Source organism: Nonomuraea sp. NPDC003201 (genome assembly GCF_053590415.1).
This window is the reverse complement of the sequence record NZ_JBSFTC010000008.1, coordinates 62,577-78,048: the sequence shown is the minus strand read 5'-3', so window position 1 is coordinate 78,048 and position 15,472 is coordinate 62,577. Positions and strand designations below refer to the sequence as shown.

Below are 15,472 nucleotides of genomic sequence, written 5' to 3'. Positions count from 1 at the left end.
GCCGCTGGTCCGGGGTGTTGGCGCTGTTGTTGATGTCGTTGATGGTGATGAGCACTGAGGCTGGTTGGGCGCCGCCGAACCGGGCGGATCCTCGACCGGGCAGGCCGTTCAACCAGTTGGGCTCCGGGCGTGTTGTCGTGTGGGTGGCTGATCGCGGGTGTCCGTCAACGGGAGTTGGTTCGGCTGCGTGGGTGGGCGCTGCTGTTCTTGTCGCGGCTGCTCCGGGGTTGTCAGGGGGTGGCTTCTTTGGTGGCTCTGGTGAGGTTGAGGTACTCCTCGCGCGAGATGCGGTGTACGGCGAGGGAGAGGTTGTGGCGTTTGGTGAAGGCGTGGGCGTGTTCGGGGAGCCACCGGCCCGGGAGGTGGTGAAGGGGGCTGCCGGTTACGTCGAGGATGAAGAGGCCGGTGAGGCTGTCGTACTGATAAAGGAGCAGGCTGAAGGCTTCGCGCGGGGATGCGCCGATTCGCCGGGTGGCCGTGACCTCCGTGCCATGGAAGATCTGGAGTGTGCCGGAGGAGCTTGCTTTGAGGTCCGGTCCGCGGCCCGCTGAGGGCAGGAGGGTGCCTCGGCGTGCCCGCCAGCGGGTTATTCGTCCGAAGACGGGGCGTAACACCAGCAGTGCGGGGCTGAAGGCGACCATCAGCCATTTGGATTCAAACATTTCCAGGAGGAACCGGCCCATTGACGAGACAGCGCGCCAGGCGGCCCACATTCCCAGAGACGCGAGGTAGGCCATGAGGACCATGCCTGCGATTCCCGCACAAATGGCCACCGGTTTATGCCATTTGCGCGGAAATAACGGTCGGAGGCCGCGTAAGCGTTGCCAGCCAGGAGCGCGGCTTGCCAGGACGGCGCGTACGCGGGCCGGAGGGTAGGAGCGGGCGTCCAGCAATGGGATGCCTGCCCTGTGCGCGAAAAGCTCCAGGTCGGGCTTGTGCCACTCGCCCGGCAGGTCGAGCAGGACCAGGCCGTCCGCGTCCAGGGCCGCTATGCCTTGCACGGGTTGTAGCTTGCCGGTTTTGGTGGTGACCTGCTCGCAGGTGTAGTGGTAGAGGCTCGCAGGTGTCACGCGTACGGAATGGTCTGAAGCAACGTCGGTGACGACCAAGGTTCGGTCGTGTGATGTCAGAACGGTTTCCGGGCGGAGTTCGCCCTTTGTCGCGCCTGAGATCGGGACGAGATGGTCCATAGTCATACCCCCAAAGGCCCCCTGCCCAGGTACGACGAATAAAGCGAACCTAAAGTTTCGCCTCTAGAAGAGAACCTTGATGATGCCGGTCAGGGCCAGTTGGCCAAGGGCCAGGGGGACCAGGATGGCCCAGGCGAGCTTTTGCAGCTGGTCCTCGCGCAGTCGGGGGAACGTGACGCGTAGCCAGATCACCACGAACGACAGCGCGAAGACCTTGATCAGAGTCCACAGCCAGCCAGGGAGGAACGGGCCGTGCCAGCCGCCCAGGAACAGAACGGTGGTCAGGAACGACAGAACCACGATCCCGACGTACTCGGAGAGCATGAACAGCGCGAAGCGCATGCCCGTGTACTCGGTCATCGGGCCCATGATGATCTCGGACTCGGCGATCGGCATGTCGAACGGGGGGCGGCGCAGTTCGGCGAGCCCCGCCAGGAAGAAGACGACGCCGCCGACGGCCTGCCACGGCAGCCACCACCATTGCCACGCCTCGACGATGCCGGGAATCGACAGCGTGCCCGCGGCCATGGCGACGGACGAGGCCGCCAGGACCAGCGGCAGCTCGTACGACATGAGCTGGGCGGCCGAACGCATCCCGCCGAGGACCGAGTATTTGTTGGCCGAGGCCCACCCGGCCATGATCGAGCCGAGGACGCCGATGCCCATGACGGCGAGGACGAAGAAGAGGCCGAGGTCGAGGTTCACGGCCACGCGGCCACGGTCGATGGGGATGGCGATCAGGACGACGAGGTACGGGACGAGCGCCACGCCGGGGGCGATCATGAAAATGCGGCGGTCGGCCGCGGCCGGGATGACGTCCTCCTTCTGCGCGAACTTCACCCCGTCGGCGATGAGCTGCGCCCAACCGTGGAAACGACCCGCGTACATGGGGCCCAGCCGCGACTGCATGTGAGCCATGACCTTGTGCTCGGTCTGGCCGACGATCAGCGGCAGAACCAGGAACACGATGAGGATGACGGCGAAGCTCAGCACCACTTCAAGCATCGGGCGGCCCCCAGTCGGCTGGAACTCCTGGCGGAAGTGTCTTGCGGCGGCTCGGTGCGCCATGTCCCGATTCGCCGGGCTCCTTGGCGCCGGGCCACGGCTTGGCCACGCGGGCGGCGAGGATGAAATCCTTGCGGAGCGGGTGGCCCTCGAACCCGTCGGGCAGGAGGAGGGGCACGAGGTAGGGGTGATCGTCGAAGATCACGCCGAACATCTCGTACGTCTCGCGCTCGTGCCAGTTCGCGCCCCGGTAGACGCCTACCGCGGTGGGGAGGTGGGGGTCTTCGCGGGGTACGCGGGTGCGGAGGAGCAGGCGTGCTCCGGCGGTCAGGTTGTAGACGTGGGCCACGACGAGGAAGGCCTCCGGCGGGTCGTCCACGCCGGTCAGCCAGTCGAAGAACGCATAGCCGAGGTCGTCTCGGACGAATGTCAGGAGCTCGATCCAGTCGGCGGGGGCCACGTCGATCGTGGTGTCGCCGTAGGACTCGGAGATCTCGGCACGGTCCCCGAACCGGGCCTTTACCTGGGTGAGACCACCAGGGAGGCCGGTGGTGTCGGGGGGTTGATGCGGCGTCGGCTGCTGGGTGCCGGCGTCCGTCGGTTGTGTGGATGGGTGGGTTTTGGGCCGCTCGGACGGCTGTGCGGGCGGGCGACTCCCGGGCTGCTCGGATGGGCGTGTTCCGGACCCCTCGGACGGCTGCGTGGGTGGGTGGGGTTCGGGCCGCTCGGGTGGTTGCTGGTCGTGGGGGTTGGAGGCGTTCGAGGGGTCGGGGGTGTTGTCCGGTCGGTCCGGGGTTCCCTCGGTGGTCACGCGTCCTCCCCGTGGGAGCGGGACCACACGTACCGGTCGCTGAGCTTCTCGTCGGCGATCTTCTCCTGGAGTTTCATGATCCCGTACAGGAGAGCCTCAGGGCGGGGCGGGCAGCCGGGGACGTACACGTCGACGGGGATGATCTGGTCCACGCCGTTGGTCACGCAGTAGGAGTCCCAGTAGGGGCCGCCGGAGTTGGAGCAGGCGCCGAACGAGATCACGTATTTGGGGTCGGGCATCTGCTCGTAGAGCCGCTTGACCGCCGGGGCCATCTTGTCGGTGACCGTGCCGGAGACGATCATCAGGTCGGCCTGGCGCGGGCCGTTCGCGAACGGGATCACGCCGAACCTGATGAAGTCGTGCCTGCTCATCGAGGTCGCGATGAACTCGATGGCGCAGCAGGCCAGCCCGAAGTTGAACACCCACAGTGAGTAGCGCCGGCCCCAGTTGAGCACGAAGCGCATCGGCTTGGGCGCCAACCTGGAGATCGGGCCCACGGTGGGCATCGGGAGGTCTGTTGCTGCCATGTTGACCATTCTTGCGCGGATCGCAGGTCAGGCAAAGGAATCTTCGGTTGGGGGGTGGTTGGGGAGTTCTTGGGATGGGTGAGCGGTGAGAGGGGGCGCGGGCGGGGTGGGGCTCCAGCAGGGCGCGGGTCCCATCGGCGCGGATCCGGCCGGGGCGCAGGCAGGAGCTCAGGCGCAGGTGGGAACTCAGCGGAGGCGGAGGCGGAGGCGGAGGCGGAGGGCGGAGGCCAAAGCGAGGCGCAGGCGAACGCGCAGGGCCACGCGCAGGGCGACGCGCAGGGCGAAGGCGGAGGTGAAACGGGGGCAGGGGTGAAGGTGAGGGTGTGGAGAAGGCGAGAGTGGAGGCGAAGCGGAGGGTGCAGGTGAAGGCGCACTGTGGTGGAGGCACCGTGCAGGTGAAGGTGGAGGCACCGTGCAGGTGAAGGTGGAGGCACCGTGCAGGTGAAGGTGCGGGTGACGGTGAAGGCACCGTGCAGGTGAAGGTGCGGGTGACGGTGAAGGCACCGTGCAGGTGAAGGTGCGGGTGACGGTGAAGGCACCGTGCAGGTGAAGGCGCGGGGCAGGTGAAGGCGCAGGTGGGTGGGTGGGTGGGTTAGGTCCAGGTGAGTACGCGTTTGCGCCAGGCGTACAGGATGCCGAGGGCGATGAAGCCCAGGAAGACGAACATCTCCACGAGCGTCGTCAGCCCATACCCAGGCGTGTCGAAGATCGTGGCCCACGGGAACAGGAAGACGGCGTCCACCGCGAACACCACATACAGGTAAGTGAAGACGTAATAGCGGACCTGCGACTGCGCCCACCCCTCCCCGACCGGGTCGACCCCGCACTCGTACGTGGTCAGTTTCTCCGGGGTCGGGCGGGTCGGGCGGAGGAGGCGGTTGGCCATCATGGCGCCGGCCACGATGGCGACGCCGATGGCGAGCAGTGCGGCCACGAGCACGTAGGACCCGAAGTAGCCCTCCATGAGTGAGATCGTAACCCGGAACCCCCATCACGAACCTGGTCAAAGTTCAGGAATCCGCCACAAACCCCGACGCAGAAGGCATCAGCGCCCGCCAGGTACCCGAGCCGGTCAAAGGCTCGGTGGTGATCACGTCAAGACGGGGTAAATAGTAAGATCAGCAACATACCCTGACATTCATGCACAAATTGCGATTCTTTTCCGGAATCGCTCTGCTGGCCCTCTCGGCGACCGCCTGCGATCTGGCGGCCGTCTCCCCCGAGAGGGACGTCGTGGTCCCGGCAGAGCCGACGATGATCGACTTTGTCGACCCGGCGGCCGTTGCCGGCCTGTCCACCAGGACGCTCACCGACGACCACTACACCGGCAGCCGATATGTGCACATCAGCTACCCCGAGTTCCAGAACGCCCCCGCGCTCAACCGCGCCCTGCGCGCCGAGGCCGAGCGGAGGTGGCGGGACTTCGGCGGGCGGACCAAAGGCCGCGCCGCCTCCTCGCGGCCCGAGCTGAACGTGGACTGGCAGCTCGCCGCCGGCTCCCCCCAGGCCATCGCGGTACGGCTGCGGACAGGCGAGTTCCAGGGCGCGGGCTGGGCGTACTCCACGCGTACGTACTGGTTCGACCGGCGCAGCGGCAAGGCGGCGGAGTCGGCCGGGCTGCTCGACGGCGAGCACGCCCTGCGGCAGCTCGCCCAGCTGGTGCGGGAGCAGTTCAAGGGGCGCGGGTCGCAGGTCGAGCGGGAAGAGGTCAGCGCCGGAGGCGACCGGTTCGACTCAATGGCGTTCAACCGGGGCGGGGACCTGGTGGTCGAGTTCGACGACTGCCAGATCGGGCCGTGCTCGCTGGGGCGGCTGGCCGTGGCGATCCCGGCGGAGCGGGTACGTCCGCTGCTGTCCGAGTTCGGGCGGCGGGTGCAGGACAGCGTGCGGGAGGCGGCCAGGAGAGCGCCGATCCGGCGGCCCGAAACGGCGCCCACGGAGAGCCCGCAGGCCGCCAGCAACCGGGCGGGGACCGTGGACTGCGCCAAGGCCAAGTGCGTGGCGCTGACGTTCAACGACGGCCCCGGGCCTTATACCGCTAAATTGCTGGACATCTTGCGGAAAAGCCAGGCGAGGGCGACGTTCTTCGTGGTCGGCTCCAACGCCGCCGCCCAGCCCACGCTGGTCAAGAGGATGAGCGCCGAAGGGCACCTCGTCGGCAACCACACGTGGGACCACAAGGACCTCTCGAAACAGGCGACGAGCCGGATCACCGACTCGCTCGCGCGCACCGAGGACGCGGTCTCCACCGCCATCGGGCAGCGGCCGACGCTCGCGCGCGCGCCGTACGGGACCGCGAGCCAGGCCGTGCGCGACGTCGCGGCCGAACTGGGGCTGGCCCTGGTCGACTGGGACATCGACGTCAAGGATCTGTTCGCAGATAAAGCGGGCGACATCGCGGACCTTGCCGTGCGCAAGGCGCATCCAGGTGCGATCATTCTCATGCACGACATCCACCGGGAAACGGTTGACGCGGTTCCGGACATCCTCAAACGGCTGCGCGGGAAGGGTTACAGCTTCGTCACCGTTCCTGAGTTGTACGGCTCGGCAGGGATGCAGGCCGGACACCTGTACCGGTCGGGGAGCGAGCTGCCGGGTAAGCGCCCCCTGACGTAAGACACGTATTGGGGGGACGTATAGTTGGCGCTCGTGACCCGAACCGTTCTGTACGCCCGCCTGCATGTGGACCTCTGCAGGCTCGCGTCCGGGCTGTGTCGTCGTTCTCCCACCTCACCCTGACTTCGACCGCGTTTACCCGCTATGCGCGGGACGCAAACGCGTGACCTTCCGAGGATCTAGCATGGATACAGAGAACGCGCCCCGGGCAACCGCGCCTCGGGCGTCGAGGAGGACTGAGCCGTGACCCAGCGCAGCGAGGGCACCAATGAGCACAGTCGAGTTTCGTTCACAGCACTGACGAGGGAGGCGCTGTGAACAAGCAGGTCCAGCAACTCGACCGCGTGATCATCAGATTCGCCGGAGACTCCGGCGACGGCATGCAGCTCACCGGCGACCGCTTCACCGCGGGCACGGCGGAGTTCGGCAACGACCTGTCGACGCTCCCCAACTTCCCCGCCGAGATCCGTGCACCCGCAGGCACCTTGCCGGGTGTGTCGAGCTTCCAGCTCCACTTCGCCGACCACGACATTCTCACGCCCGGCGACGCGCCGAACGTGCTCGTGGCCATGAACCCGGCCGCTCTCAAGGCCAACCTGGGCGACCTGCCCAGAGGCGCGGACATCATCGCCAACATCGACGAGTTCACCAAGCGCAACCTGCAGAAGGTCGGCTACGACGCCAACCCGCTGGAGGACGACTCGCTCAGCGAGTGGCGCGTGCACGCGGTGCCGCTGACCTCGCTCACCGTCAAGGCCCTCGAGGGCTTCGAGCTGTCCAAGAAGGACGCCGAGCGGTCGAAGAACATGTTCGCGCTGGGCCTGCTCAGCTGGCTCTACCACCGGCCGACCGAGCACACCATCAAGTTCCTCGAGCAGAAGTTCGCGAAGAAGCCGGACATCGCCAAGGCCAACATCGCCGCCTTCCAGGCAGGCTGGAACTACGGCGAGACCACCGAGTCCTTCTCCGTCTCGTACGAGGTCAAGCCCGCCCAGCTCGCTCCCGGCGTCTATCGCAACATCTCCGGCAACCAGGCCCTCGCGTACGGTCTGATCGCCGCCAGCGTGCAGTCCAAGCTCCCGCTGTTCCTGGGCTCCTACCCGATCACCCCGGCCAGCGACATCCTGCACGAGCTGAGCAAGCACAAGCGGTTCGGCATCCGCACCTTCCAGGCGGAGGACGAGATCGCGGGCGTCGGCGCGGCGCTCGGGGCCGCGTTCGGCGGAGCGCTCGGCGTGACCACCACGTCCGGTCCGGGTGTGGCGCTGAAGGCCGAGACCGTCGGCCTGGCGGTCACCACGGAGCTGCCGCTGATCATCGTGGACGTGCAGCGCGCGGGGCCGAGCACCGGCATGCCGACCAAGACCGAGCAGACCGACCTGCTCATGGCCATGTTCGGCCGCAACGGCGAGTCCCCGGTGCCGATCGTGGCGCCGATGTCGCCGAGCGACTGCTTCGACGCCGCCATCGAGGCCACCAGGATCGCGGTCAAGTACCGCACCCCGGTCATGCTGCTCTCGGACGGCTACCTGGCCAACGGCTCGGAGCCCTGGCGCCTGCCCGAAGTTTCCGACTTGCCGGACATTTCGCAGCCCTTCACCGAGGCCCCCAACGGCGCCGACGGCGAGTTCCTGCCGTACAAGCGGGACACCGAGACGCTGGCCCGCCCGTGGGCCATCCCCGGCACGGCCGGCCTCGAGCACCGCATCGGCGGCATCGAGAAGGCCGACGGCACCGGCAACATCTCGTACGACCCGAACAACCACGACCTGATGGTCCGCACGCGTGCCGCGAAGATCGCCGGCATCGACGTGCCGGAGCTGGCGGTCGACGACCCCGACGGCGACGCGAAGGTGCTGGTCATCGGCTGGGGCTCGACGTACGGGCCGATCGCCGCGGCCGTCCGCCGGATCAGGAGGAACGGCGGCAAGGTCGCCCAGGCCCACCTGCGCCACCTCAACCCGCTACCGGCCAACACCGGCGAGGTGCTCAAGAGCTACGACAAGGTGCTGCTGCCCGAGATCAACCTCGGCCAGCTCGCGCTGCTGCTGCGGGCCCGCTACCTCGTCGACGTGATCAGCTACAACCGTGTGCGCGGGCTCCCGTTCAAGGCCGAGGAGCTGGCCGGAGTCATCCAGGACGTGATCGACAGTGACTGAGCTCGTAAACGGGAAGGGCCTGTCGCTCATCCCCAAGACCGACGGCAAGCAGACCCTGAAGGACTTCAAGTCCGACCAGGAGGTCCGCTGGTGCCCCGGCTGCGGCGACTACGCCATCCTGGCCGCGGTGCAGAGCTTCCTGCCGGAGCTGGGGCTCAAGCGCGAGAACATCGTGTTCGTGTCGGGCATCGGCTGCTCGTCGCGCTTCCCGTACTACCTCAACACGTACGGTTTCCACTCGATCCACGGTCGCGCGCCCGCCATCGCGACGGGGCTGGCCGCCTCCCGGCCCGACCTGTCGGTGTGGGTGATCACCGGTGACGGCGATGCGCTGTCGATCGGCGGCAACCACCTGATCCACGCGCTGCGCCGCAACGTCAACCTGAACATCCTGCTGTTCAACAACCGGATCTACGGGCTGACCAAGGGCCAGTACTCACCCACCTCCGAGGTCGGCAAGATCACCAAGTCGACGCCGATGGGCTCGCTGGACAAGCCGTTCAACCCGATCTCGCTGGCCCTCGGCGCCGAGGCGTCGTTCGTGGCCCGCACCATCGACTCCGACCGCAAGCACCTGCAGTCGGTGCTGCGCGAGGCCACCGCGCACCGCGGCACCTCGCTGGTGGAGATCTACCAGAACTGCAACATCTTCAACGACAACGCCTTCGAGCAGCTCAAGGACCCCGAGGTCCGCGACGACATCACGCTGCGTCTGGAGCACGGCCAGCCGATCGTGAGCGCCTCCAAGGCCGTCGTTCGGGCGGCCAACGGCGGCATCGAGGTGGTGGCGCGCGACGGCGTGGGCGAGGACCAGATCCTCGTGCACGACGCGCACGCTCCCGACCCGTCGGTGGCCTTCGCGCTCAGCAGGCTGGACGAGCCGGCGTTCGAGCACGTGCCGATCGGCATCTTCCGGCAGATCGACCGGCCGGCGTACGACGTGCTGATGGCCGAGCAGCTGGAGGAGGCCGTGGCGCAGAAGGGCCCCGGCGACCTGAGCGACCTGCTCCTTGGTGGAGACACCTGGCGCATCGGCTAGTTGATGATTAGATGGAGCCGTCGGCCCGAACGGCTCCATCTCCCACGGAGGTCAATCCACGATGTCGTATTGGCCGGAGACCGTGGTGCTGGTGACAGGGGCGGCCGGATTCATCGGCTCACACCTGGTGACGCGCCTACGAGCGCTCGGCGCTCAGGTGCACGCCGTCAGCCGCCGCCCCCAGCAGGCTCGCCATGGCGAGACCTGGCACGTGGCGAGCCTGAGCGACGCCGAGGCGACGACGCGGCTCTTCCGGTCGGTACGGCCGACGCTCCTGTTCCACCTCGCCGGTGAGGTCACCGGATCGAGAGGTGACGAGGTCCTGCGCGCCACCCTGGAGAGCAACGTCATCGGCGGGGTCAACGTGCTGGCCGCCGCGCACGAACGCGGCATCAGGACCGTCTTCACCGGCTCCATCGAGGAGCCGCGCCCGGGCAACGACCAGGCCCCGCCGTCTTCGGCGTACGCGATGTCCAAATGGGCCGCCACCGGCTACGCGCAGCTCTACCACCGGCTCTGGGACCTGCCCGTCACCGTCCTGCGCCCCAGCATGGTCTACGGGCCCGCCCAGCCCGACACCACCAAGCTCGTGCCGTACGTGACGCTCTGCCTCCTGCGGGGCCAGCACCCCCGGCTCACCAAGGCCACCAAGCTCGCCGACTGGATCTATGTCGACGATGTCGTCGACGCGTTCGTCCTGGCGGGCGAATCAGACAAAGCCGTCGGACACACGCTGGATATCGGCACCGGCGTCAAGACCCCGGCCCATGAGGTCGTCGAGCGGATTTATCGGATCACCGGCACGAGCACGCGGCCCGAATTCGGCGCCACCCCCGATCGCCCGCACGATATTACGCAGGTCGGCGACATAGCCCCGGCCGCGGACCGGCTCGGCTGGCGTCCTGTCACGGAATTGGACGAAGGGTTGCGCCGAACTGTCGATTGGTATGCGTCGCAAGAATGTCACAAAGAATCACACGCTCAGCCGGGCCCGGCATAATTCTGGGAGCATAGAGGTACTTGTCTGGCCGGAGGAGCGCCTTTATGAGCCGTCTTAATGCCCTGCGCAGCCGTTTCGTGGACGCTCCGGACTCGCTGGGGGCCAAGGCACGGGCGCGACGGTGGCAGTGGTTCGCCGACCGGTTCCCCGACCTCGACCAGATGAACGTGCTCGACCTCGGCGGCACGGCCGGGGCCTGGATGCGCGCCCCGGTCAGGCCGGCCCACGTCCACATCGTCAACCTCGAGCAGCCGCCCACCGACCTGCCGGGATGGCTGCGGGCCGATGTCGCCGACGCCTGCGACCTACCGGCCGCGATCCGTGGCTCGCGCTACGACCTCGTCTTCTCCAACGCGGTCATCGAACACGTCGGCGGGCACCAGCGCCGGCAGCGGTTCGCCGACACCGTGCACGAGATGGCCGACCGGCACTGGGTGCAGACGCCCTACCGCTATTTCCCGGTCGAGCCGCACTTCCTGTTCCCGGGGTTCCAGTTCCTGCCGCTCGCCGCGCGGACGACGATCCTGCGCCGCTGGCCGCTCGTCCACACCCCGACCTCCGACCGCGACGCCGCCCGGATGATCGCCATGGAGGTCGAGCTGCTCAGCGTGACCGAGATGCGGCACTACTTCCCCAAGTCCCAGATCCGCTTCGAGCGGCTGGCCGGGCTGGTGAAGTCGGTCATCGCGATCCGCACCTAGTCCGCGGCCAGCACGCTCGCGCCGCCGCTCTCCCAGGTGTTGCCCTTCCAGACGTTGCCCGGCCCGTTGGAGTCCCAGTACGACACCGGGCCGGCGGAGCCGCCCTTCGGCCACACCTTGCGGCTGAAGACGTTGTCGATCACCTTGATGTTCGAGGACAGGCCCTTCCGGCCGGCGCCCGCGTAGAGCGACCAGCCGCCCCCGGCCAGCAGGTTGCCCTGCACGGTGACGTTGCGGGTCACGCCGAAGTCCTGGAAGAGCGCGATCGCGCCCGTCTGGTCGAGCGTGTTGATCACGGTGTTGCGCCGGATGATCAGCTCGGTGCCGGCGGCGGCGGTGCCCGTTGACATGATCATGTCGGTGTGGTCGCCGGAGTAGTACTTCGGGTCGTGCACGTACGAGTCCTCGACCAGGCCCTGGTCGGTGAGGATGCCGTTGGAGATCGTGTGGATGTCCACCCGGCGCACGGTGATCATCTTGCCCTGGTTGAGGATGCCGAACTGGGTGCGCTGCTTGCCGTTGCCGAAGATCTCGCTGTCCTCGACCTTGAGGCCCGAGAAGCCCTCGCGCTGGAGGATGCCCCAGTAGTCGGTCTGCCCGCGCACCCGGGTGTTGCGGATGGTCACGTTGTCGGCCTCGACCGTGATGTCACCGGTGATGTCCCAGCCGTCGATGACCTTGCCGTCCTCCTTGATGACGATCGAGCCGGTCTTGCGGACCAGTTCGGTGCCCTCGGGGACGCCCGTGTTCCCGGGGCCGGGCCAGCCACCGCTCGGCGGCGGTGCGGTCGTCGGCGTCTTCGTCGGAGAGGGAGTGGGGGTGGGAGTGCTAGGGGGCGTCTGCGTGGGGGTGCCGGGAAGCGTCCTGGTGGGAGTCGCCGTCGGAGTCGGAGTCGGCGTCCTGGTGGGAGTCGGGGTCCGGGTCGGGGTGGGGGTCCGGGTCGGGGTCGGCGTCACCGTCGGAGTTGGGATCGGCGTCACCGTCGACGTCGAGGTCGGCGTGGGTGTCACAGGAGGAGGAGTCGGCGTCCTGGTCCTCGTCGGCCGAGGCGTCGGTGAGGAGATCAGGGTCGGCGTCTTGATCGGCGTCGCGGTCGGAGTCGCGGAATCGCCGGTCGCCGGTGTCTCCGTCGGAGTCGCGGAATCGCCGGGCCCCGGCGTCTCCGTCGGCCTGCGCGTCGGCCGCGAGGTCGGCTTCTTGGTGGGCCACCGGGGCCACCACCAATGGCCCTTGGTCTTCCGTGGCCGCGGGCTCTCCGTGGTGGGGCGCGGCCGGGACTTCTGACCGGCGGCCGCCCGCGGTGAGACCGAAGCCCGTGCTCCCCCGCTCGCGTCCGTCAGGGCCGCCTGAGGCTTCAGCACATCAGAGGCGATGACGCCGTATCCGCCCGCCAGCACCGCCACGGCGGAGACACCGGCCAGGGATAACCACCCGGTCCGCCTCTTACTTCGCGTACTCCGCCGATGCCTTGACACAGGTGACTCCTTCCGATCACGGCCATATCGAGTCCCCAAGGGGAGAGAGTAGCCATGCCGGAAGCACTAAGAGGGGCTTTTTGCCGAAAAAGGACTCCTTTACCCCTCAATTCCCAGAAAGCTCAGCTTTCTCAATGATGATCAAAAAGCACGTTATCCCGGACTTACCGCCCCACCGTTTTCCCAGGTGTTACTGTGCCACGTATTTCCGGGCCCGTCCTTATCCCAATAAGAAACCGGCCCGGCAGACCCGCCCTTCGGCCACACCCTGCGGCTGAAAACGTTGCCGATCACCTTGATGTTCGACGAGGTGCCCTTGGCCCCGGCGCCCGCGTACAGCGACCAGCCGCCCCCGGCCAGCAGGTTGCCCTCCACCGTCACGTTCTTGACCACGCCGAAGTCCTGGAACAGCGCGATCGCGCCCGTCTGGTCCAGCGTGTTGATCACCGTGTTACGCCGGATGATCAGCTCGGTCCCGGCGGCGGGCGGCCCGGTCGACATGATCATGTCGGTGTGGTCGCCGGAGTAGTACTTCGGGTCGTGCACGTACGAGTCCTCGACCAGGCCCTGCTGGGTCAGGATGCCGTTGGAGATCGTGTGGATGTCCACCCGGCGCACCGTGATCATCTTGCCCTGGTTGAGGATGCCGAACTGGGTCCGCTCCTTGCCGTTGCCGAAGATCTCGCTGTCCTCGACCTTCAGCCCGGTGCGCCCCTCGCGCTGGAGGATCCCCCACCAGCCCTTGGTGCCGCGGACGCGCGTGTTGCGGATGGTCACGTCGTCGGCCTCGACCGTGATGTAGCCGGTCACCTCGACGCCGTCGATGACCGTGCCGTTCTTGGTCACCCGGATGGATCCGGATTCGCGCAGCGGCACGCCGCTGGGCACACCCGTGTTGTCCGGTCCCGGCCAGCTCCGCTCGGCCGGGTTCAGCGGCGGGGCCGAGGCGGACGTGGTCGGGGTCGTGGCGAGCGACTGGGTGGCGAGCGGCTTGTCCTGGGCGCCACCGTTCTGGCACCCGCTCAGCAGCACGACCAGGCCCAGGCCGAGACACCAGCCTATGGCGGACGACCTCACTAGGCGTTGGGCTTCCGGCCGCCGACGAGGTCGGCCAGCGCCGGTGGCGTCCACCGCTTGGCGACCTGGCGCAGGTTGCTCTTCCACGCCTCGCCGGGCCGCTGCTTGAACAGCGTGGTGTGCTCGTCGGTGGTCTCTTCCTCGGGCCGGCCGTTGGAGTAGTAGTACAGCGCCATCGAGCGCCGCGCCCGGTCCGGCGGACAGGTCAGCGGGTCCGGGTGCCCGTGGTTGGCGTCGTCGGTCGTGGCGAACACCACGAACCGGTTGAAGAGCGGGAGGATCTTGCCCTCGCACTCGGTCATGTCCTTGTTCCACAGCTGCAGGTGCCCGCCGTAGCTCTCCTCCCAGTCCTTGTTGAGGTAGAGCAGGCCGTTGAGCCGGCGGTCGAGGTTGAGCTTCCGGCTCTTGTTGAAGTCGGCGTGCACCTTGAGGAAGCCGCCCGGCCGGATCTGGTGCAGGCCGCCCCCCTCGAAGTGCGGGTCGGAGACGAGCTGCGTGATGCCGGTCAGCCGTTCGAGAAACTGGACGAACACCCCACTGTTGAACTCCGCCAGCAGGTGCCGGGTGGCCGGCCCCATGCGCTCGGTGTCGGCCAGCGCCAGCTTCACCTCGCGCGCGGTGTCGAACCGCTGCCAGGTGGCGTCCCGCGGCTCGGGGAACTCGTCGAGGACGGGCTCCAGCACCTCGGGCGGCAGGAAGTCGTCGATGACCACATGGCGGAACGGCGAGGCCGTACGGAACTGCTCGGAATACTTGTCCGCCAACGGGAAGAGGTCATCCCGGCGGAAGGTGAAAGCCTGCAGATCCTGCATGAAATGTGTCTCCGTCTCTACGACACCGCGGCCCCTATCTCGTCATCGCCTCAGCCGTGTCATCTGTTACCTGTAACGCTCCATTGCTGGGGTGCGATGGGGACATGTGAAGCCCGGCTGCCCCCGAGTCGCGATCGTGATCGTGACCTACAACAGCGCTCCGGTCCTCGGCGGTTGCCTGGCCTCTCTGCCCGAGGGCGCCGATGGGGTGGATCTCGCGGCCGTCGTCGTGGCGGACAACGCCTCCAAGGACGACTCGCTCCGCATCGCCGAACAGGCCGCCGGCCTGCCCATGCGTCCCGTGCCAGTGGGCAGGAACGCCGGGTACGCGGCGGCGATCAACGCCGGCATCGCGGCGCTCGACCTCCACGAGCTCGACGCGATCTTCGTGATGAACCCCGACTGCCGCCTTCGCCCCGGCTCGCTGGCCGTGCTGTGCGAGGCCCTCGGGCGTCCGGGCACCGGCATCGCCGTCCCCCGGCTGATCAGCACCGAGGGTGTGCTCCACCACTCGCTCCGCCGCACGCCGGCCGTACGCCGCGCGCTGGCCGAGGCGGTGCTCGGCGGGCACCTGGCGGGCCGCGTCGGCGCGCTGGGCGAGATGATCGTCGATCCGGACCGCTACGAGCGGCCGGGCCCCGCGGACTGGGCCACCGGGGCCGCCATGCTCATCTCCGTCGCGGCGCTCACCGAGGTCGGCCCGTGGGACGAGTCGTTCCTGCTGTACAGCGAGGAGACCGAGTACGCGCTGCGGGCCGCGGACGGGGGCTGGAGCCTCTGGTACGAGCCCGCCGCCGTGGTCGAGCACATCGGCGGCGAGGCGAAGACCAGCCCGATGCTGGCCGCGCTGCTCACGGTCAACCGCGTGCGGCTGTTCCGGCAGCGCCGGGGCAGGATCGCGAGCGCGGGCTTCTATCTCGCGGTCCTGCTCGGCGAGGCCATGCGGGCCGCCGCGGGCCGCCGCACGGCCAGAGCGTCGGTCGTGGCCCTCCTGCGGCCCTCCCGCCGGTTGCGCACCCTGCCCGGATGAGTTGCGGACCCTACCCGGATGAGTTGCGGA

The 15,472-nt window shown here is 68.0% G+C and carries 15 protein-coding genes; 7 read left to right on the top strand and 8 right to left on the bottom strand.

Annotation, left to right across the window (positions count from 1 at the left end; all coding sequences use genetic code 11):
* Positions 1-230 precede the first annotated feature (230 nt).
* The 5 genes from ACWDX9_RS06195 to ACWDX9_RS06175 form a co-directional block, all read right to left on the bottom strand.
* Complete coding sequence (locus ACWDX9_RS06195; RefSeq protein ID WP_449949639.1) at positions 231-1,190, bottom strand: hypothetical protein; 960 nt, start codon at positions 1,188-1,190, stop codon at positions 231-233.
* A 63-nt stretch (positions 1,191-1,253) separates the two neighbouring features.
* Positions 1,254-2,195, bottom strand: a complete 942-nt coding sequence (locus ACWDX9_RS06190; RefSeq protein WP_449949637.1) for a complex I subunit 1/NuoH family protein — start codon at positions 2,193-2,195, stop codon at positions 1,254-1,256.
* Entirely contained in the window at positions 2,188-3,006 is an 819-nt protein-coding gene (locus ACWDX9_RS06185) for an NADH-quinone oxidoreductase subunit C (protein ID WP_449949635.1), read from the bottom strand. Before ACWDX9_RS06185 ends, ACWDX9_RS06190 begins: the two co-directional genes overlap by 8 nt.
* Positions 3,003-3,533: an NADH-quinone oxidoreductase subunit B gene (locus ACWDX9_RS06180; RefSeq protein WP_192789552.1), complete on the bottom strand. Its 531-nt coding sequence runs from the start codon at positions 3,531-3,533 to the stop codon at positions 3,003-3,005. The genes ACWDX9_RS06185 and ACWDX9_RS06180 overlap by 4 nt, the downstream gene beginning before the upstream one ends.
* 592 nt (positions 3,534-4,125) lie before the next feature.
* Complete coding sequence (locus ACWDX9_RS06175) at positions 4,126-4,497, bottom strand: NADH-quinone oxidoreductase subunit A (RefSeq protein ID WP_449949633.1); 372 nt, start codon at positions 4,495-4,497, stop codon at positions 4,126-4,128.
* A gap of 176 nt (positions 4,498-4,673) precedes the next feature.
* Between ACWDX9_RS06175 and ACWDX9_RS06170 the strand changes: the two genes are divergently transcribed.
* From ACWDX9_RS06170 to ACWDX9_RS06145, 6 genes are all read left to right on the top strand, one after another.
* Positions 4,674-6,149 carry a polysaccharide deacetylase family protein gene (locus ACWDX9_RS06170; RefSeq protein WP_449949630.1) on the top strand — a complete coding sequence of 492 codons (1,476 nt, stop codon included), beginning with the start codon at positions 4,674-4,676 and terminating at the stop codon, positions 6,147-6,149.
* Positions 6,150-6,182: 33 nt separating this feature from the next.
* The gene (locus tag ACWDX9_RS06165; RefSeq protein ID WP_350733556.1) at positions 6,183-6,272 is read left to right on the top strand and encodes a putative leader peptide; all 90 of its coding nucleotides are present in this window, start codon (positions 6,183-6,185) and stop codon (positions 6,270-6,272) included.
* A gap of 191 nt (positions 6,273-6,463) precedes the next feature.
* Complete coding sequence (locus ACWDX9_RS06160) at positions 6,464-8,308, top strand: 2-oxoacid:acceptor oxidoreductase subunit alpha (RefSeq protein WP_355206698.1); 1,845 nt, start codon at positions 6,464-6,466, stop codon at positions 8,306-8,308.
* Positions 8,301-9,347, top strand: coding sequence for a 2-oxoacid:ferredoxin oxidoreductase subunit beta (locus tag ACWDX9_RS06155; RefSeq protein WP_449949627.1), 1,047 nt, complete (start codon positions 8,301-8,303; stop codon positions 9,345-9,347). Before ACWDX9_RS06160 ends, ACWDX9_RS06155 begins: the two co-directional genes overlap by 8 nt.
* Before the next feature lie 61 nt (positions 9,348-9,408).
* Positions 9,409-10,347 (top strand): NAD-dependent epimerase/dehydratase family protein, encoded by a 939-nt coding sequence (locus ACWDX9_RS06150; protein ID WP_449949624.1) that lies wholly within the window; start codon positions 9,409-9,411, stop codon positions 10,345-10,347.
* A 44-nt stretch (positions 10,348-10,391) separates the two neighbouring features.
* Positions 10,392-11,048: a hypothetical protein gene (locus tag ACWDX9_RS06145; protein WP_449949622.1), complete on the top strand. Its 657-nt coding sequence runs from the start codon at positions 10,392-10,394 to the stop codon at positions 11,046-11,048.
* Here ACWDX9_RS06145 and ACWDX9_RS06140 read toward each other — a convergent pair.
* The 3 genes from ACWDX9_RS06140 to ACWDX9_RS06130 form a co-directional block, all read right to left on the bottom strand.
* Positions 11,045-12,004: a hypothetical protein gene (locus ACWDX9_RS06140; RefSeq protein WP_449949620.1), complete on the bottom strand. Its 960-nt coding sequence runs from the start codon at positions 12,002-12,004 to the stop codon at positions 11,045-11,047. The two genes, ACWDX9_RS06145 and ACWDX9_RS06140, sit on opposite strands and share 4 nt — an antisense overlap.
* A 672-nt stretch (positions 12,005-12,676) precedes the next feature.
* Positions 12,677-13,600 (bottom strand): right-handed parallel beta-helix repeat-containing protein, encoded by a 924-nt coding sequence (locus ACWDX9_RS06135; protein ID WP_350733545.1) that lies wholly within the window; start codon positions 13,598-13,600, stop codon positions 12,677-12,679.
* Positions 13,600-14,412, bottom strand: a complete 813-nt coding sequence (locus ACWDX9_RS06130; RefSeq protein ID WP_357751752.1) for a 2OG-Fe(II) oxygenase — start codon at positions 14,410-14,412, stop codon at positions 13,600-13,602. Before ACWDX9_RS06130 ends, ACWDX9_RS06135 begins: the two co-directional genes overlap by 1 nt.
* A 91-nt stretch (positions 14,413-14,503) precedes the next feature.
* Between ACWDX9_RS06130 and ACWDX9_RS06125 the strand changes: the two genes are divergently transcribed.
* Entirely contained in the window at positions 14,504-15,442 is a 939-nt protein-coding gene (locus tag ACWDX9_RS06125; protein WP_449949617.1) for a glycosyltransferase family 2 protein, read from the top strand.
* Positions 15,443-15,472 lie beyond the last annotated feature (30 nt).